This is a genomic window from Mesorhizobium sp. B263B2A (assembly GCF_020165775.1).
In the GTDB taxonomy this organism is placed as follows: Bacteria; Pseudomonadota; Alphaproteobacteria; order Rhizobiales; family Rhizobiaceae; genus Mesorhizobium; species Mesorhizobium opportunistum.
This window is the reverse complement of the sequence record NZ_JAIUIU010000039.1, coordinates 24,676-44,415: the sequence shown is the minus strand read 5'-3', so window position 1 is coordinate 44,415 and position 19,740 is coordinate 24,676. Positions and strand designations below refer to the sequence as shown.

The window sequence follows — 19,740 nt, the reverse complement described above, 5'->3', positions numbered from 1 at the left end:
CGCGGGGTGGAGCAGCCCGGTAGCTCGTCAGGCTCATAACCTGAAGGTCACAGGTTCAAATCCTGTCCCCGCAACCAGTTTCATCATAAATCTATAACCGTCCCGGTCTGACCGGGGCGGTTTTTGCGTTTAAGAGGAATGCCGACTTCTCATCCCCCGGCCGTCGCATTCCGGCAGTATCACATCCTGTGAAGGCAGTGATCTTCGATCGTGGAGATCAGCTAGCCACCGGCCGCAGCGAAAGCACCAGGGCCTTCTGTCGCTGACAGACGAACTCTCTCGTCTCTCGCCCCATCGATCCTCCTGCACGCTCAATAGCGCGGTCGCGCCATCGCTTTTTCGAAAGCGATGCCAATGACTGACATATGGGAGCACCGGCACGAGGCACATGCATGACACGACGAGAATTCTCCCGCCAGGAACTCTTCGCGCTGGTCTGGGAAAGGCCGACCAGCGAGATCGCAAAAGAACTCGGCATCTCCGATGTGGCACTCGCCAAGCTTTGCAGGCGCCTGCAGGTCCCCAAGCCACCCCGAGGCTATTGGGCCAAGGTTCAGGCAGGAGGTGGTCCCCGGCGCCCACCGTTGGGTGCCTTCCGCGAAGAGATCGATCGGCGCCGGCGTGAGACCGCGCGCATCCAAGCAGCCGGAACTCTCTCCAATCTCCAACAGCAATTCTACAACGCCGCGATAGCTGACCTGAAGGCGCAGGGCGTCGACGCTGCCGCGGTTACCGGAAACAGACTCCCGAACCTCGATCCGAACCTCGCGGCGCAACTTCTGCTACTGATCCAAAACCGCGCTCATGAGTGGATCAAGCAGGGAAAGATCGATGCCAACTGGAGCCATTCGCTGCAGGGAAGCGCTGTGGGTCTCGTCGGAAAGCTGCTTCCATTCGCGCGGCCGCAGCTTCTCATGTTTGAGAGCGAGCAGAGAAACCGGTGGTCGAGCGGGAACGGTCCCGCCGTTCTTGTCCGCCTGACCGTATCCTTACAGGAGCGGATTGCCTCTTTGGTGCACATGGTTCGCGAACACCAGCTCCACCATGTGGTGATGCCGCTGACGTCGGCTGACCATTCCTGGTCTACCCGCTACATCCACACTCCGGATTCGCGCATGTTTCTGGATAGCACCCTCTGCATCGCCGCCTCTGAAATTTGGGTGGAGAGCACGCGACGCGCCTGGAGAGAGGAAGATCCGCCTGAGCGCATCGGTACCGCAAGATTGGCGCTGCGCGAAATCATGCCAATCGACTACATGCCCACTCGTGAAGTACCCCTGCCTCCTTCCATCACGAGAGCGACCGTTGCGCCCTACCGGGGTCGGCTCCAAGCACTGATGGACGCAGAGCAGGTTTGCGAAATGCTGTCTGGAGCGGCGCGCGCGATGGAGCGAAACGTGCCCAACGATACCCTAGCGCTAGCCGACAGAATCTGGTTCGGCGCCGACCGCCCGTTTCGGTCCGCCCGCGATGCCTGGTCGCGGATCGAAGAAGAGCTGGATCAATGGGAGACGGAACTCGAAGTCGAACGCTCGGCAGTGGCAAAATCAATCCTCGGAATCGATATCGGTGATATCGTGACCGGGCAGGTTCAAGGCCGCAGCGTTCGCATCTCTGTAACGAGCACGGCCGTCTACTCCAGTGAGAAAGGCATCATCTTTGTGGTCGACGGGACACGCTTCCGGAAGGACGGCACGCTCGGCAAGCAGCAGGACGCGATCAGGCTGTACTTTGCAAATGACGTGTAGAGGGCCTTGCATATCCAAGAAGGCAACCCGCCGCTGTCGTGCACTGGTCATGCTGCGGAAGTTTCTGTTATGATTAAGCTTTGATACTTCTTCGCTAGTTGAAGCTCCCCTCCAATGCCCGTTGACTGGTCGGACGAACAGAATGACGCAATCGTCGCGGACTATTTCGCGATGCTGGGTCACGACGTCACCGGGCAGCCCTACAGCAAGGCCGGGCACAATCGTCTCCTCCAGGCCGCGATCGGCCGCCCGCGCGGCTCGATAGAGTACAAGCACCAGAATGTTAGCGCGGTCCTCAAGGGACTCGGAGAAACCTGGATCCCTGGCTACAAGCCGGCCTTTAATTTCCAGGCGTCGCTCGTCGACGCCGTGGTGAGATGGCTCGATCGTCACCCGGAGTGGCTTGCGCCCGCCGCGCGCACCGAAATGCGCCGCCCGCAGTCAGCGTTACTGGAGGAGGCGATGCTGTGGATCGGCCCGCCGCCGACGCACAGCAATGCTCCGCCGCCCGACGAGACCGAGCAGATGGCCGCTATCGCCCGCAAGCACGATATCGCCCAGCGGGACGCCCAGAACCGGGCGCTCGGCCGTGCAGGAGAGGAGCGCATCCTCGCCCATGAGCGCACTAGCCTGCTCGCTGCCGGACGCACCGACCTTGCCAACCAAATCCGCTGGGTGTCGCACGTCGATGGCGATGGGGCGGGCTATGATATTCGGAGCTTCGACCTAGATGGCAGCGATCGTCTGATTGAGGTGAAGACGACAAATGGCTGGGAACGCACACCGTTCCACATTACGCGAAACGAACTGGCGGCCTCTGACCGTCATCGCAACGACTGGCTGCTGATGAGACTGTGGAACTTCGCTCGTGAACCCCGGGCATTCGAACTGAGTCCGCCGCTTGAGGCCCATGTGAGTTTGATGGCGAGCGTCTACCGAGCGAGCTTCCAGCCATGACCGGGAGCGCCCACTCGATTGTTGGGCTGATTGCGCGCCACCTTTCCCCGGGCGGTGCGCGACCATTCGGATTCCCTTCGGGATTTTTCCGGCGCTGAAAGAAGTACCGTGAGTTCCGCAGCAGACAGGCGAGTGGCTGAAATTCGTGAGCGCCACATGGCCCGTGCTGCCGAGTTCTTTCGCGGCGCCGAGCGCTTGGCTATCATCGAGATTGTCCGCAGCCTGGATGAAGCCGCCTTTGCCTTCCGGGTTGCTCCCAACGCTGCTGAGCTGTTGGCTCAAGACAACTTCCGGCATCAGCTGCTGCTCGGAGCGGCCTCCGCACTGCGTCCGCTATTGGAAAGGATTAGGGGCACCGAAGGTGGCGTTCCTTGGGAGCCGAGCTCGCCTGCTCGAAGACCCGAATTTGTCGGGCTGGCAGAAGAAGTTTCGACGCAGCCGGTATTCGAACGGCTCGGCAGCCGCAAAATGCCGGCGGCCCAACGGCCGACGGTGCGGCTGGCCAATCGCATTGAACTCGAAGGACTTACAGTCGAGTTCGTTTAGCAGGGTTTCGCAGAAGAGATACCGGACGACTCGGATGCCCCACCTCGCCAACTGTAGGCCTCAATCCCGCTCCGACTACGACGGTTACATCTGTCGCACTGACCGCTGTACATCAGATGCAGCGGCGACCAAACACCACCGCTGTTCATGCTACATCCGAAGAGGCAACGGTTCGGATTGGGGCGGCGGCGAGCGCGCGAAAAGTTCATAGGCGTCTGCCCGCAAAGCGTCATCCACAATCTCATTCTTGTCCATGTACCTGATGACGAGATCGACCTGCTCTTTCGAATTCCTTGGCAGCGTATAAACTTCATCCAACTGCGGCTGCGTGAGGTATTTCGGCAAGTGAGCGTGGGGATCTGGCGGCACCGGAAAGTTGCGCAGCCAGTTGCCCGTCAAGGCTTTCCATAACATGCACTGGTCTGCAGCAGCCTTCCGCTTGTGGAGGGCATCATAGTCGCGCAGAGCGACCAGGCTCTCGGCCTGAAGTTCCTTCTTCATCCAGCCATTGAATGCGGCCATGCGGGCACGGTAGTCGAGAAATACCGTCCGCAGATCGACATGTTCGGGCGACGCGTCGATATAAGCCGTGATAGCGGGAAGACCGGCGCCTAGGCCACTCGCGTAGGCGCCTACGATGCGTTAGAGAACATCCTTGTCTATCACGAAGGTCGCATTGCTCGAACCCTCGATAAGCCACCCAGGTTCCACCGCCTGCAAGTGGTAAAGAATAACCCGAAGGCCAATGACGAACTCATGCAAGCCGTCCGTTCCGAAACACTCTGCGCGCTTGGTATTGTAGCCGGGGAGGGGCTGGAGCTTGTGTACCCGTCGCCCATGATCGACCAGCGAAGCCGCCGCGTTTGCTGTGGCAAAGAGTTCCTTCTGAATCCGGCGCTCCGTCCTGCCGGATTCATCCTCTCCGCCCGATGCGAAATAATTCGACTCTTTGGACAGTGCCGAGCGCTCAAAAACGCAGATCGCGACGAGCAAATCCTGAAGACATTGCTCCATGATAGCGAGGCTGGTCAGGTAAGAATCCCGCCGTTCCGCTAGCGGATAACCGGCATGGTCGCGCAAGATCGCACGTGCATGTCGATTGTTGAGCTCAACAACAGCTTGCGCGAGGTCATCCGGCAGCGGCACTTTGCTTGAGGCCACGGCTTGCCGAATAAGCTCGCGTTGCTGTGCTTCGCGCTCTTCCTGCTGTTTCAACAGTGCGAGCATTTGCTCGCGTGTGATTTGGGGCAAACCAGTTGCCATTGGACGTCATCTCCTGGATCAGAAACTGGGTGATTTTGGACCCAGCTGCCCTGTAAATCTCAATAATACGCTAGCGGATGGGAAATTGTGCGTCTGCCGATTTAAGAAGCCACCGAGGCAAAGATCGTCCCTATATCCAACAGCAGCGGCACTTAAACGCATTCGGCTGCGTGAAATCTCTGTGCCGGGCTATCACCGTACATTAGAATCGGCGAACTTCCCAGTTAAGGGAGAGACGATCAGCTGAGAATGCCTTGACGAAAACTTCGACAAAGAAACTTGTAAAGAAGCGCCAGATTCCGGGGGAACGGGGCGGCGTTGACACCGTGCGCGCTTCCCGAGACGGGCATCAGTTTCACGAAGCTTGGCTGGCGCGTCGGGCCCTCGGCCTTTTGCTCGCACGGGACGAACTCTGCGGGATTGCTGTCGAAGGACTGTCCAAAGACATTGAAGAAGGTGCGAATGCGGATACCACCGACATCGCCGACGCAGTGTTCTTTTACGGATCGCAACCCAATTTCGAAAAAGCCAAGCGGATCGACATTACCCAATTCAAGTACTCGGTCTCCCGCGCCGACACCGGTATGCGGTTCTCCGACATAAAAAAGACCATCGAGAAATTCTCGAGTGCAGAGGCCGGTTTCGAAAAGAAGTATGGAGCCGAGCGAACACGCGAAAAACTCCGCTACACGCTTTTCACCAATCGGCCGATTGCCACCGACCTTACCGATGCTATTGTTGCCGCAGGAGCCGGGCGCGAACCAGAAGCCAAGGCTGTCAAAAAGCAATACGACCAGCTTCTTGAGGCGGTAACGCTGAAGGATGAAGCACTCATTGCATTTCTGTCTCGCTTCGAACTTGTCGGCCGCGCAGAGGACCTGGGCGCCGTACAACGCCACACGGCGACAATAATCGCCGACTGGTCAGCTTCGGGCGATCTGCTGGCACGTGCGCGCATTGGCGAGTTAAAAGACGTTATTCGAAAGAAGGCGGGGACGGCCGGGCAGGGCAACAACATCATCGGCAAGGTGGATATTCTGGCGGCCCTTGGCCTTTCTGACGAAGATGAATTGCTTCCGACACCGGAGGCATTTCCCAAGGTTGGCGACGTTGTAGAGCGGGTTCAACTGGGCAGCTTCATTGGCAAGGTTGGATCGGCCGGGCGCTGGCTGATCCATGCCGAGGGCGGAATTGGGAAGACTGTTTTCGCGCAAAGCTTGGTGAATCGGCTTGGGGCGACCGATGAAGTATTGCTTTTTGACTGCTTCGGTGGCGGCGCATACCGGTCGTTCATCGATGGGCGCCACCGGCCCGAACGGGGCCTCATGCACATTGTCAATGAACTCGCGTGTCGCGGGCTGTGTGATCCCATCCTGCCGGGATCATCGGAGCCCAGCGAAGTCATACGCCGCGCCATTGAGCGGTTTACGCAAACGCTGACAACCCTACGCCGGACGAGGCCCTCCGCACGCCTCATCATTATTATGGACGCCGCGGACAACGCAGCTGATGAAGCACAAAGGCGTAACCAGCCATCCTTTCCGAAAGAGTTGCTGGAAAGCCTTTCGCATCTCCCTTCCGTTGATGGGTTGATTGTTATTGCTACAGCCCGGCCTGAACGACGTGACTTGGCTATCGGGACGGCTCAGTGCCAGGAATATAAAATCGATCCATTTACGCTGGATGAAACGAGTGCCTTCGTCTTGGCCAGGAGGAAAGATGCAACGGCCGCTCAACTGGTAGCGCTGCGAAGTCGGTCCGACGGCAATCCGCGTGTGCTTGCCAACCTTATCGAACCTGACCGTTCTCTCTCCGGCGAAACACTAACCACGGAGAAGGTTCATCTTGACGCGCTGATCGAGGACCGGATCGAACGCGCCATAAATCTCGCGGATGCGAAAGGCGCCAAGGCAGGAGCAATTGATGCCTTTTTATGTGCGCTCGGCGTGCTACCGCCGCCTGTCCCGGTCGATGAAATGGCGCTTGCGTTCGGGCTGTCGAAGGATGAAGCCGCCAGCCTTGCCGCCGACCTCTCTCCGCTGTTGGAGCGGACCAGGCACGGCCTGATTTTCCGCGACGAGCCGACCGAGACATTGGTGAAGCGGAAATACAGCTCCAAGCTCAGCCTCATGAATGATGTAGTTGTCCGGCTGGGCGACGCTCAAGGAACTTCGGTTTACGCGGCACGCTCGCTGCCTCTGTTGCTCTCTGCAATGAATCGGGTAGGCGATCTACGGCGACTTGCATTCGACACGCGGTTCCCGCCTGAACTCGATAGCGATGTGGCAAAACGGGCGATACGGCTGGTCAGGGTCAAAACGGCCCTCGGTGCTGCCGCGCAAGCACGCGACTACGACGCTACAACCGACCTTCTGGTCGAGCTGTCTTCGCTTGCGCTGGTGAATGAACGCGGCGATGCCTACCTTGCTGAAAATCCTGATCTGGTCGTTGGCCTCGCCGATCCTGAATGCCTGCGCCGCCTCTTCGAAATGCGGCTCGGCTGGCCGGGCCAGCGCCACGCCCGGCTAACGATTGCATATACCACGGACAAGGATCTCGGCGCTGCCTACGGCCATGCGGTTGCCGCTGATGAATGGATACGTTGGAGTTATGAGCAAGAGGACGGGTCGCTGCCGGCGCATCGAGCCGATGTCAGCGAACATGTGGCAATCCCGTTTTATCTCGCGGTCGATGGCAGGCAAACGAACGCCGCAGGATACATCGGCTCCTTCAATGCTGATTTCGGTTACAAAATTGCGGAGAAGCTATTCTCGCTTCTGAGCATCTCGCATGCGCTTGGCACGTTTCCAGCATTACCAACCTATCTCGGACAACTTGCCCGGTGCCCGAAAGCCTCGCCGGCCCTGATTGGGGCGGCTTTGACGTGTTTCCCGGGCACAAGTGACGAAGATGCAAAACGCTTGTTGCAGCGCCTTGCCGTGTCGCAAAAGAAGCCAACCGATTCAGACAACTATTTGCCGCGCAAGGAAGACACCTTTCGGGCATCACTGCTGCGGTGTGCTCTCCGGGCGTGCCGTCTTGGCCTTGCCGTGGAGACCGAGCAATTGCTCGAACGCGCATCGACGCGCCGCTATGACATCTGGTCATTGTCTGACCCCTGGTCAACATCCTACGTACTTCCCTGGATCCTCGTTGCAGCCGTGAACGCTGCGTTGGCCGGGAGGCCGCTCTCACTGTTTGACTGCCTTCCTGCCGAGCTTTGGCGGCTCGTGGAGGGTGAGGCCGTTCCTGAAGATCTCGCTGCGCAACAAAAACTTCTCTCTGACAAGCTGGCTGCTGATCCGCCCTACGACACGAGAAAAGCCAAAGAAGAAGAAGGGGCCAAAGAAAGCAAATCGCGTCTCTCGAGTTCTGAACGGCACCATGCCTCTGACAAAATCCGCCAGCGTGTCGTTCCAGCGTTAGATCTCGGCCAAGTCGTCGTCCAGTTGCTGCGCGCAAGAACGCCGGAAGATCGAAAAACCGCAACGGTCACGTTTTTCGAGACGTGGGCTGCTGCACAGGACGCCTCGAAGAAGGATGCTTGGAGGCGTCAAGAGGCGGCACGATACATTGATGAACTCTACAGCGCCTGTGCATTGCAGTTGTTCGAAACGATCCTGCCTATCGACCCAAAGGCAGCGGATCGCTTGGAAACATGTCTTGGCCGGTGCGCCTTTGTGCCCGCGTATCTCTGGATTGATTTTATCACGTTGTTCTCGAGAGTCCCGGAGTGCCATTCGCATGCGGGGCGGGCCGCTGTGGCCGCGATCAAAGTAATCGAACTGGAAGACGATGTTCAGCAGCGCGCCGACCTCTTTGCGCGCTTGGCGCGCGCCATTCTGCCAGCCAACCGGACCGAAGCGGGGTTTCTTTTTAAGCGCGGCCTCACGGAACTTGATGCGATCGGCTCCGGCGATCACGATTTTATAAACGAACTGCTCGCGTTTGCCGCGTCGCTGAGGGGCGACCCGGTTAATCCGGCCATTGCCCTACGCTTGGCCAAGATTTGCGAACTTAACAACTACGATTCAGACAAATTTCCCTGGCCTCTCACGGCAAAGGCTTTCTCCCGGATATGGGGAACAAAGTACCTCGCGCAAATAGCGCGCTGGCATGACCGCGATAAAGTTGATCTCGAATATACGCTTCCGGCAGCCGTTAGCTTTCTCGTGCGGGACGGACGGCTAGCGCCTATCGATGGCACTCTGCTGCTGGAATTGGTCGAGCCCATCACCATGTGGGACTGGGGATGGCGTGACCTATTCGATGCCGTTTTGGAGAGAACCAGCGATGTAGCCGTTTTCCACGAGCTTCTGAACCAGTTTGAGAGAATGTATCCAACGAGGCGGGATCCTCGGTATTTAGCAGAAATTCGTGCTGTGCTGGAACGCAAGGCGGATATTCTGGCCGCCTTGGCGCCACGATTAGACGCGCTTCAGCGGAGCGCTTCCGCCCACCGGCAGGTCGATAGGAACCGTACATCGTCATCCAGCGAGATGCCTGGTCCAGCGGACAACATCCGGCGCGAGCAGGAGAAGCAGAACCGTGTGGAAATCAATGCGGCGATCACGGCAACCGATCCCCTAGACAGCGCGTCCGTTGAAACGCTGGTCGAGCAAATGGATGCCTTCGACGGTGCTCTGATTGAAAAGCTCTCGGCCTTTGATCGGTTGCGTTCGCAAGTTGCCTATGCAGACCGTGACAGGCACATCGTTGCTATCGCAAATATGCGCAATCTCGACCTCTTCGCAAAAAACGAGCTGCTGAAGGCAACAAAGGAGGCTTGGCTTTCCGATTCACCGAGCGCGCTCGCAGGTGTTGGCAACCTCGCCAAGCGCCTCGTAAGTGCGCACGCCGATGAGCTGATGAGCGCTGAGTGGGGTTTTAACTGGGAGCTCAACAAGCTTGCGGAGCTTACAGGCGCGCCGCGAATTGAGCTGGCGATTGACCTTGTTGCCGAAGCCACGTCGAGAGATTTACGGGCAGCGGCTACCACCTGGCTCAATCTTGCGAGCCTGGTCTCGGCCTCGGCGGCCCCATCTGTTCCCAAACTCGCTTTCGAGCGAATGCTTGACGATGCCGCCGGGCGCCTTGCCGACGATGTAGGTGACGGCCCTTGGGGAGCAGGGCTCGATCCTGGCGACGATCCCGACGCGACTGTTGCTGGCCTGATCTGGTTTTGCCTTGGCTCACCTGAAGCAAAATCCCGCTGGCGAGCCGCCCACGTCGTGCGCAGTTGTGCGCGTTTGGGGCGATGGCCTGTCATTGCCAAACTCTTTGACATGCTTGGCGCGCATGATGCAGGTGCTTTTCAGGACCAGAAGCTACCGTTTTTTGTCCTGCATGCGAAGTTTTGGTTCCTGCTCGCTGTCGCGCGTATCGCGCTCGATTTTCCGAACGAAATCGCGGCTTATGCCGCGCGACTGGAAGCCATTGCGCTTGATGACGCATTTCCTCATGTCGGCCTGCGCGATGTAGCGGTGCGCACCTTGAAGATTTGCCTCGGGAAGTCGAGGAGCGCCGCTGCAAAGGATACGCTCAAAAAGATTGCGGCCGTTCATAAATCAAAGTTCCCGAAGGCCAAAAAGAGTTCCTACGTGGCGACCAGGATGTGGGATCGGCCGAATGATGTGCCCAAGCCTGAGCCGGATTTCAATTTTGAATATGATTTTGAGAAGTACAAGATTACGGACCTTGGTGGAATGTTTGGGATGCCTCAGTGGGAGGCGGGCGACAGGTGTATCCGCTGGATCCGAACGATGTCGCCGGACTCATCATCGATGTATGACTTTGCCGGTCGATCAAAACCCAGCCGGGGATCAGACGGATACCGAGAGGGAACCGATGATCGTTTCCACAGCTACGGCACCTATCTGGCGTGGCATGCGCGGGCTCTGGCGGGTGGCGAGCTTTTTCTTGAGCGCCCGGTCGTACGCTTGGAGCGCTACGAGGAGTCATGGGAAGACTGGCTAAAGGACTACCGCGTTACGCGCCCCGATGGTCTTTGGCTTTCGGACGGTGTTGGCCCATATCCAGCGCGGGCGTGCGACGACCTTTCGGATGGAACATCGAAACAGTCGCGGCCGACCAGCGATCAAGGCACGCTTTTGAACCTCGCCGGCATCGAGATCGGTAGCCCGCTCGGCCAAAGCGTTCTGGTCGCGGGCTCGTGGAGTTCGCCGGATAACGTCAGTGTAAATATTATGTCCGCCCTTGTTCCCAAAGGTGAGGTCGAGCTTGCTGCCGTCGCCCTCGGCGCCGCTTCTGAACACAATTTGTACCTGCCATCTCTTCGGGCATATGAGGGCGAGGACGAGGACGGGGATTTTGGGAACGACGAGAACACCCCGTGCAAAGTGTGGATAAGCCGGCGGGAGGCTTACTCCAAACTCGATAAATACGACCCCTATGGGTCTGACGCGGCGATCCAACGCCCTCGTCTGACCATGGCGATCAACACCGAGTTTGCGGCGGCAAGCAAAGACCCATGGTCCGCCGATTGGCTTATGCCAGGGGGAAAACGCGCTTACTCCGCCGATGCCTGGGGAATGCGTCGCGGTGATGGACAGGCTGAGAAAGCCGAGGAGGGAACCGCCGTTGTATGTGACACGGCATTTCTGTTGGAGGTTCTAAGAAGTTTGGATTGCAGCCTGTTGCTGCTCGTAAAGCTTGATCTCTACATTGAGGGAAACAGGTACGGCGATGACGAAACCTCCAGCAGCAAGTTTGTCCATTCATGGTTGACCGCCACCATCGATAATACCGGTGCCGTGCAGATCGTTGAGCCCGTGGATGCCGACCGAGAAGTGGTTCGGAAGCTGGGTAATTCCGGCTACGACCTCAAGACCCGCTTCGATGCCCTTGCCCAGGATCGCGCCAAATCGGCGGACAAGAAAGTCTGAAATGGGAGAGCCCATTACGCGCCCACTATGGATTTAGGCCACGCCTATGCCCCAGGATTTGCTGCCACGGATTTTTCAAGCCGACCTCGACCGGTTCTATAGCCGCGTCGTGCGTCCAGCGCTGGGCAATTTGCCAATCCATGGCGGCGTCAGGACAAGTGGCCCCTGCGTATCCATGACTGAGTTTCTCGATCACGCCGAAATGCACACCTCGAACTTGCTTGCTTTCGAGGCGCGGCGCTGCTTTGCGCTTACGCTTGATGGTCTTTTTGAACGGCAGCTCCGAATCTGGGTGCGGGTGCACGTGCCTGAAAGTCAGCGTGCGCGAGTGGCTGCTGTTCTCTTTGACCCACTTATCCAAGAAACTGCGGAACGCCACAGTCTCGATCTGAAAACCGGGGAAGTAGGGAGCACAATTGGGGAACTACATGTTGTGGCGAACGTGGTGCGGCATGGTGACGGGCGCGCCGTCAAAAAGCTGCGTCAGCTTGCCCCTCATTTATGGAAATATGCCGACAACACAATTGCCACAAAATCCGAAGAGCAATCCATCCTGAGCGAGGGCATTCAGTTGTCGGATGCGGACTTCGCCCGCTATATGCGCGCGGTGACACGATTTTGGGGGCTCGCGGATCGTGAGCCGGGTGCCGTGGTTGATGTGCCGTATTGAGTTCTGGCTTTTTTGTGCTCAGGGGTGTTCAGATAAGGGCCCCGCGCAATCGCTTATGCGATACGCGAAGAGTGTAAGCGCCAGCTTTGCCCCCAAACTTTGTTGCAATACCCATGGCCGATACCGCTCCTGACGTACAATCCTTTATCAGCAAGCACCTCCATAGCCTGCTCTTTCTCGAGGAGTTTACCTTCTCGCGGACGAAATTTTCGCCGCCGGCATCCAGCGAGGTAGAATTTGCCGATGCCGTCGTGATGCTGGGCGATGTCCTGCTTATCTACCAGATCAAGGAACGGGGCAGCGCCGATGCCGGCGATGCGGAAGCCGAGCGCCGCTGGTTCGAAAGCAAGGTGCGCGGAAGAGCCACGAAGCAGGTGCGCGAGACACTGCGCTACCTGCGAAGCTGCCCGGATATCCCTGTTCCGAACGAGCGCGGGCGCGTTTTCAATCTGGCGGCAACCGCCTTCAAGGATGTCTTGAAGATCGTCGTATATCGGCCCTCTCCGAGCCTGCCTGAAGACTGCCGCCGCGTTCGCCATCATGTCAGCAAGACCGAAGGCTTTATTCATATTATCGAAGCGAGCGATTACCTAGAGCTATCCCGTTTGCTCCGCGTTCCCGAAGAAGTTGTGCGCTATTTCCGTTACCGGGAATGGGTGCTTACGAAGTTCGCCCAGGAGAGTGCCGGTCTCGGTGAAGTGGCACTTGCGGGTCACTTCATTGGTGGTGACCCGGCTGTGCCGCCCGACGCAGCGTCTGCCGGACATGTGCACAGACTTGTGCAAGACGGCCATGAATGGGATTTGGCACCTATCTTGCGCCGGGTGCATGACCACCTTTCTGTGCCGGAGCTGAGTGACGACTACTACGATATTCTTCTTGAGTTTGCGAAGCTTCCCCGGTCGGCCTGGCGCGCCGCAAAAGAGCGGATTCAGCTGTGCATCGAGACGACGCAGAAAGGCGAGTTCGCAAGGCCGTATCGGTTTACGTTTCCCGCCACCGACTGCGGGTTTGTCTTTGTTCCGGCCGATCCCGAATGGGTCAAGGATCCAGACTGGCCAGCGATGCGTGTTCGCGGCCTGCAGCAGTTTGTTCGGGCCCACAAATACGACCAGCGCCTGTCGAAGTGCATTGGGATCCTTGTAGCCAAGGACGGTGAGTATTTCGATATCTTATGGTGTCTCGTCGCCCATCCGTGGGAGGAGGAGCCTGAATTGCAAAAGGCCCTGGAAAGCAATTTTCCGTTCCGCGCAGTGAAAGACCGCGACCTTCATGGCTACCGGCTCGCTGACGGCCGGACGGAATAATCTGCACGGTTGACTGACTACCTGAGACCTAAAATCCGTTCGACGCCTTCGACAACTGTTTTTGCCTCGCTGCGGCCAACTGGCAGGGTGGTGTGAACGGCCGTGTTGCGCAGCTTCAACCAGTGAGAAATCTCTCTCTCGCTAACATTCCATATTCGATCAGTTCGTAGAGCCCGGTTAAAGAGCTGTCGCAGGGACATAGGCCCTTCGACCTTTTCCCACGGCTCCTTGTCCAGGCGTTGACGCAGCTCTGCCTCCAATAGAGACATCGCCGCTATTACTGCCGCGCGGTACTCTTTCGCGTCGAAAAGCCGCCTCGGCTCAAGGTTTTGCACATTGCCCATCTCTTGAGCCAAGCGAGCGAATTCCCGACCAAGCGCGCGCACAAATTCGCTGTCTTCCGACAACAGGACTGGTCGCCTGATATAAACGATCCCGCTGATATCAGTCGGAATCCGGGTGCCGTCGGTCAGCACCGGAATGACGCGCAATGGCCGGCGATTAGGACGCGTGGATACTTCCTGGGCGCGTCCAAGCGCCAAGCCTAACTCAGCCTGTGTGTTGCGTGTCGTCACATCCACCACCATCACCGCAGCACGGTCGATAAGGGTGTCGATCTTGGCGCTCACGCTCTCACCCAGATTGACCACATCGGCCGCTGTCACCGGCACAAAACCCGCCGCTTCAGCGAGAGGAAAGATGTACTGTTTGTAGAATGGAAGCACGTCGAGCGGCGTTGCGAACAAACACAGTCGCGACAGCGCATCGCGTGGTAACAGGAGCTGTTCCAGAGGTTTTTCGTCGGTTGGTTTTAGTGTTGGGCCGGCATGCTCGCGCCGATATTCGCGGAGCTCGGCGAATGCTTCTGCCAATACCTGGCCATAGCGGTCTCGCGTTCCCGGAAGGTTGATCACCTTTACGCCACGCCGCTCGAAACGGGCAATGTCGCCCGGCCGTGCATTCACAACGACGGCATAGGCCATGCGCCGGGTTTTACCCAGCCGGCTTGCCACCACATGCCAGATTTGCCGGAAATCGGGATCGTCGAGGCTGTAGCCGATGAACACCGCTGTCTTGGTGATAAGCTGGTTTGCCAGATAAGTTGCTATCAGTGGATAGTTGGTAAGGAAACCGTCGTAGTCGGCCTCGGTCACCACAAGCCGCTTAGGGTGCCTAATATCGCCGTGCAGCTTGAGCAGTAAAATACCAGCGGCCCCGATATTGATGGACAGCTGGTCTTCATCCACCACCGGATGAACCGAGCGGTTGTCCTGTCGCCCAAGGTCGTATTGTTTCTCCAGCAGGAAATCGAAATTCGTAGTGCAAACGATATCGAACGGAAGGCTGCAAAACTCCTTGTGCGCGGGACCCGGCTGCACCTTGTCGAGATGTAGCAACTCGGCGAGCCGTTCGATAAGGCGTGTTCGCCCGAACTCATGTTCGTAGGCGGAAATCGCGTCCAGCACGCCGGTTGATGAGTAGTCCGTCAGTTCATCAGCGAAATATTTGCTGAGATCACCCCATAGCGGCATTTTCGCTGGCGGCGGGAGCACGGCATTGAGCGACATACCTGCACCAATCACGGGCAACCAGCGACCGCTCACAAGGTCGTCCAGCAACGGTTTAGGGAAATACGACAGATACTTGGGAGCCACGGCCGCCTGCAACTAAGTTGGTGCTGAAAACTACGTCAATAGAACGCAAGCAACCGCGATTAAGCAAGTGCCGATGAAGAATTCGGTCATCCTGCTTTGCAGGACCGGGCTCTATCCGGCTGCGCTTGCGCTAAAGCCGCAGTGTGAATTTTGGGACCCGGTAAAGCGGTGATTGCAGCACAGGCACGGTGCATCCGGCCGCCTTTATCTCCGCCGTTAGCGAAGAGACGCCGGCATCGTCCAGCCGTGGATCGACCATGACCTCATCGCAAATGGCGTTCACATCAAAATCAAACAGAACCGCTTTTCCCGTGCTTCGCTTGGGATTGGTGTCCTGAAACAACAGGCGAACCTCCCGCTCGTGGTCGAAGGCTTCGCGCTTCACGCATAAGAGCCTTGCAAAGCCCGTCGCCTGGCCGCCGAAGGCGATATCCGTAAAACTGGTCGAGGCCATAAAGTCGGCAATTTCTGCTTCCTTGCGGTACTGCACCTTGCCGATCAGGTACTTCAGTGAAGCGAAAGTGTCTGTGTCATCGTAAAAACTGTCAAACAATTTGCGGATCGTCGTTCTGACTTTGATGCCATCCTTGCCGTGGCTGTAGATCCGCCACATGGCGTCTGTGTCTTCGTTCAGCGTCCAGCACTGGCCGTACCAGTCCTCGGCGAGACCCGCGATCGAGATTTTTTGGCCGCTGGAATCCTCCACCTCCGACTGTAAGAAAAAGTTCTCGAAAGGATCATCCCACAACTTGGGCTTTACCAGAGCATTTTTGCCGGTGCGAACCAGCTCGAGGAACCGGCTTTTGGAGAAGACGCGGTAAAGCCGCGCGTCGGGATCGGGAATGTCCAACAGATTATCTAACTTCATGAAAGCGTACTTCCTGCTCAATGGGTGGGCGCACCTCAGCGCGAAGCCTCTCGTTCGGCAAGATGAAATCTGCGCTCTCATCAGGGATATGGTAGAAGCTCTCATCAGGGATATGGTAGAAATCGCGTAGTACCCACAAAATGGAAGCATCCTGCTTCACCGGACCAGGCTATCCGGCTCCGCCAAGGGCGGCGCCGGATAGAGCCGTCGACACCTCAGCGCCTTCGGGTAACGATACTTTGCCCTTGGCGCTGCCGCGCCTGTAGCTCCCCGCGAGGCGGGACCGCGGTCGCCCTGGCATCATCGGGAGTTCAAGAAGCTCGGCCTGCCGGCGATCTGCCTGGAGACGGGGCATGTGCGCGCCGCTATGTCGGCGCAGCGCAACACGACCGACAGGGCTGATGCGCCCGGCATGGCCCATCTGATGCGCACGGGCTGGTATCGTCAGGCCCACATCAAGTCGCAGAGCTGCTACTGGACACGGCTTCTGCTGACGCTCTGGCGCAATTTGCAGGCCAAGTCCCTCGACCTAGAGAACGCAATCCGCCACTCGCTGAGGGAGTTCGGCATCCTTCTGAGCAAGGTCGGGCGAGGGGCTTTCGAGAAGGCCGTGCGCACCGCCGGTGGCGGAGGATCCGCTGTCGTGCCAGTTGATGGACGCCATGCTGTCGGCACGCGCAGCGCTGTGGAGATAGTATTGCCGGCTGCACGATCTCGTCATCAAAATGGGGCACGTAGCGAACTCTGCCGGCGCTTCATGGCAATCCCCGGCGTCGGGCCGGTGACGGCACTTTCGTTCATGACGGCGCTCGACGATCGTCGCGCTTCCGACATCCCGGCCTACTTCGGCCAGACGTCGCGGCGCTGTCAGTCGGGCACCTCGATCGACGTTCAGGGTCGCATATCGAAGGCCGGCGATGCTGATGTGCGACGCTCACTTACGAGGCGGCTTCGGGGCTGATGGCGCGCTTCAACGGCTCCGACAAGGTCAAGAGCTGAGGCCAGGCGATCGCAAAATGCTCCTGCCGCCGCAAGGCCTGTGTCGCCGTGGCGCGCAAGCAGGCGGTGATCATGCACTCGATCTGAACCGACGGCACGTTCTATGTCGGCGATCCGGCGGCAAGCCAGGCGGACGCCGCGCGCCGCGCCCGTGGCAAGAATCGCAGGCTGTCGGGAGCGCGTCGATGAACGGTGCAACGGAAGTTGAAACGCAGGGTGCCGGCACGCCGGCGGGTGCCACCTGACACAAGAGATTCGCTCCGGCGGATGAGGATCGATGCAGACCAGGAACGACGGCACGCATGTTATCTTGCATGCGGCCCCGCCGATCGCGAGACGGCCGGACCGAGCCGCATTACCTGTGATGATGCTCCGTCAATCCGATGGAAAAGCGCGCCACGACGGTTCCAGTGCTGCAAATAAAAAGCGCAACTACGCCGTCGCAGAGCGCGGAAGACTGCGCGGCGCATCGGAACTCAACTCAAGAGCACAGAATCGTGTTTTATAGCATAGAATGGTGTAATATCGTATATTAGAGAAGGAACGACGATGAATGTCAAGCCTACTCAAAGTACGACCGATTAAGATGGCAGGATAAAAGGGCGCACATTGCGCGCCGGGCGGTCGGTTGTTTTTGCTGGAGTCTTTCCCGGGAATAGCACACTGCAGCCTCTTGCCGCAATGTGAGCGAAACGTCAAAGATCTTGTATTCCTGTCATTTCTTGCACATTCCAGAAGCAATGCCCGTGGATCGTGTCCCGCCGTGGTGTAGCTCGGCGGCGCCGATAGCAGCGGTCATCGATGTTCCCCGGTAGGGTCGCGTTGCTGACACCAACCTGATTCGAAGGAACGACCGATGACCGCCGACATGATGAACCTGCGCGCTCGTGGAGAAGACCCCCGATACCGATCTTTTACGCGAGATGATCGGCTTTGGCGCCGAGCGGCTGATGAGTTGGAGGTGGGTGCCGCGACGGGCGCCGGCTATTGCGAGAAGAGCGCGCTGCGGACCTCCCAGCGCAACGGCTACCGCGACAGGGACTGGGAGACTCGGCCGGGAACGGTAGAGCTGCGCATCCCCAAGCTCAGGAAGGGCTCTTACTTCCCCTCGTTCCTAGAGCCGCGGTGCATGGCCGAGAAGGCGCTCACCCCGGTGATCCAGGAAGCCTACATCCAGGGAATCCCAACCCGCTCGGTCGATGATCTGGTCAAGGCGACGGGGATGAGCGGCATTTCCAAGAGCCAGGTCAGCCGACTGGGCGAGCAGATCGACGGTAAGGTGAAGGACTTCCTCGAACGCCCGATCGAAGGCGACTGGCCATAGCTATGGATTGATGCCACCTACCTGAAGGTGCGCCGCGGTGGCCGCATCGTCTGGGTAGCCGTCATCATTGCCGTGGGCGTCAACGCTGACGGCCTGCGCGAGGTGCTGGGCATGGAGATCGGCACCTCGGAAGCCGAACCGATCTGGACGGAATTCCTGCGTAGTTGACCCGGCGCGGCCTCAGAGGTGTCAAGCTGGTCGTCTCCGATGCTCACGAAGGCATCGAGGCAGCGGTCTCCAAGGTGCTGTGCGCCACCTGGCAACGCTGCAGGGTTCATTTCGCCCGCAATGTGCTGGCCCATGCTGGGAAGAACGGCCGTCGCGTCGTCTCAGCCTTCATCGCCACAGCCTTCGCCTAGGAGACAGCAGAAGCCGCCAGCCTGCAGTGGCGCGCCGTCGTCGACCAGATCCAGCCGAAGGCGCCGAAGCTCGCCGCCATCATGGATGAGGCCGAGCATGATGTGCTCGCCTATATGAGCTTCCCAAAGGAGCATCGTGTCAAACTGCACAGCATCAACCCGATCGAGCGGCTCAACGGTGAGATCAAGCGGAGGACCGAGGTCGTCGGCATCCTTCCCAATGACGACGCCATCGTCCGCCTCGTCGGCGCGTTGCTGCTAGAACAGAATGATGAATGGGCCGTTCAGCGTGCCCGATACATGACGCTTGAGACGATCAGCCCGATGAGTGATGATCCGCTCATCAGCCCGCCCCCAGTGGCGCGCTGATCATTCCGGTCCATGCCGGAGAGCACGGCACCCCAAAACCGTCAGCTACACCACCTCAGTGGCACGATCCACGCAAGTGCCACCGCTATTGCGGCAATGCAATCAGTAGGCAAGCCTCGACGAGTTGGGTCTTTTTGTCGCTAACATTCGCTTCCTTCCTCCCGCGATTGCAAAAGACGGAATGTTCAACTCGCCGGGTGAGGTCCCAACCAACAACCTCAAGGCGACGAGCCTACTGCCTGACCAGAGAATGCGGTCAAGACCGGGATCAAACGGCAAGGGTTGCAATGCAAATGCAATGCCAGCGGAGTCGTACTGAAAGGGCGCCGCGCTGCAATTGCCGATGACTGCCCGTCCGGCGTCGTCATCCGGCAACCTTGCCATTTGGGCGCCGGTCGTTTTCATCTCGCCGCATGTGTCGCATTGATGAGCCGCCAGCACATCAAGAATAGCCGACCACTGCCTCACTGGAAACGACCGGACCCTTGGTGCAAGGGTTCGAGTTAGCCGATGGCTGCCTTCTTCGATCGCGGAAAAGCTTGTCCGAGAGTTTGCAGTGGTGCCAATGTCTGATGCTCCGTGGCCAATTTGAGACCATTTCTTGAGGAACAGAGGTGCCTCCGATCAGGATTGGGAAAAGTTAAGAGAGTGTGCTCTGCAACAAGTCTGCGCTTAGAAGTCTTGTTCATGGTCAGGGGCTCGCCCTTCTGGCCTCCTGAGCCAAACCCTCATTGCCGCCCAATAGGGCGCCAGCTCCGCCCTCTTTGCGG

At 58.4% G+C, this 19,740-nt stretch carries 10 protein-coding genes, 1 tRNA gene and 2 pseudogenes; 9 read left to right on the top strand and 4 right to left on the bottom strand.

What is annotated here, in order from left to right; all coding sequences use genetic code 11:
* The 4 genes from LB568_RS31625 (at window position 1) to LB568_RS31610 (ending at window position 3,251) form a co-directional block, all read left to right on the top strand.
* Window positions 1-77: transfer RNA gene (locus tag LB568_RS31625), tRNA-Met, on the top strand.
* A gap of 315 nt (window positions 78-392) precedes the next feature.
* The gene (locus tag LB568_RS31620) at window positions 393-1,748 is read left to right on the top strand and encodes a hypothetical protein (RefSeq protein WP_224732235.1); all 1,356 of its coding nucleotides are present in this window, start codon (window positions 393-395) and stop codon (window positions 1,746-1,748) included.
* A 114-nt stretch (window positions 1,749-1,862) separates the two neighbouring features.
* Complete coding sequence (locus LB568_RS31615; protein WP_224732234.1) at window positions 1,863-2,705, top strand: DUF3883 domain-containing protein; 843 nt, start codon at window positions 1,863-1,865, stop codon at window positions 2,703-2,705.
* Between the two features lie 132 nt (window positions 2,706-2,837).
* Window positions 2,838-3,251 carry a hypothetical protein gene (locus tag LB568_RS31610; protein WP_224732233.1) on the top strand — a complete coding sequence of 138 codons (414 nt, stop codon included), beginning with the start codon at window positions 2,838-2,840 and terminating at the stop codon, window positions 3,249-3,251.
* Window positions 3,252-3,401: 150 nt separating this feature from the next.
* Here the strand turns inward: LB568_RS31610 and LB568_RS31605 are convergent, their stop codons facing one another.
* Both LB568_RS31605 and LB568_RS31600 read right to left on the bottom strand, forming a co-directional pair.
* Window positions 3,402-3,773 carry a hypothetical protein gene (locus tag LB568_RS31605; RefSeq protein ID WP_224732232.1) on the bottom strand — a complete coding sequence of 124 codons (372 nt, stop codon included), beginning with the start codon at window positions 3,771-3,773 and terminating at the stop codon, window positions 3,402-3,404.
* Window positions 3,774-3,893: 120 nt separating this feature from the next.
* Complete coding sequence (locus tag LB568_RS31600; protein WP_224732231.1) at window positions 3,894-4,514, bottom strand: hypothetical protein; 621 nt, start codon at window positions 4,512-4,514, stop codon at window positions 3,894-3,896.
* A gap of 254 nt (window positions 4,515-4,768) precedes the next feature.
* On the opposite strand from LB568_RS31600, the gene LB568_RS31595 reads away from it, so the two are divergent.
* The 3 genes from LB568_RS31595 (at window position 4,769) to LB568_RS31585 (ending at window position 13,396) form a co-directional block, all read left to right on the top strand.
* Window positions 4,769-11,419 carry an NACHT domain-containing protein gene (locus LB568_RS31595; protein ID WP_224732230.1) on the top strand — a complete coding sequence of 2,217 codons (6,651 nt, stop codon included), beginning with the start codon at window positions 4,769-4,771 and terminating at the stop codon, window positions 11,417-11,419.
* Between the two features lie 46 nt (window positions 11,420-11,465).
* Entirely contained in the window at window positions 11,466-12,089 is a 624-nt protein-coding gene (locus LB568_RS31590; protein ID WP_224732229.1) for a hypothetical protein, read from the top strand.
* 113 nt (window positions 12,090-12,202) lie between these two features.
* Complete coding sequence (locus LB568_RS31585; protein ID WP_224732228.1) at window positions 12,203-13,396, top strand: hypothetical protein; 1,194 nt, start codon at window positions 12,203-12,205, stop codon at window positions 13,394-13,396.
* Between the two features lie 17 nt (window positions 13,397-13,413).
* Here the strand turns inward: LB568_RS31585 and LB568_RS31580 are convergent, their stop codons facing one another.
* On the bottom strand, window positions 13,414-15,051 hold the full coding sequence (locus LB568_RS31580; RefSeq protein ID WP_224732227.1) for an SIR2 family protein: 1,638 nt from the start codon (window positions 15,049-15,051) through the stop codon (window positions 13,414-13,416).
* Window positions 15,052-15,181: 130 nt separating this feature from the next.
* Window positions 15,182-15,919 (bottom strand): DUF2971 domain-containing protein, encoded by a 738-nt coding sequence (locus tag LB568_RS31575; RefSeq protein ID WP_224732226.1) that lies wholly within the window; start codon window positions 15,917-15,919, stop codon window positions 15,182-15,184.
* Between the two features lie 250 nt (window positions 15,920-16,169).
* On the opposite strand from LB568_RS31575, the pseudogene LB568_RS31570 reads away from it, so the two are divergent.
* Together LB568_RS31570 and LB568_RS31565 are read left to right on the top strand one after the other, a co-directional pair.
* Window positions 16,170-17,107, top strand: a pseudogene (locus LB568_RS31570) (IS110 family transposase); the annotation flags it as partial.
* 667 nt (window positions 17,108-17,774) lie between these two features.
* Window positions 17,775-18,970: pseudogene (locus tag LB568_RS31565) on the top strand (IS256 family transposase).
* Window positions 18,971-19,740: the final 770 nt, after the last annotated feature.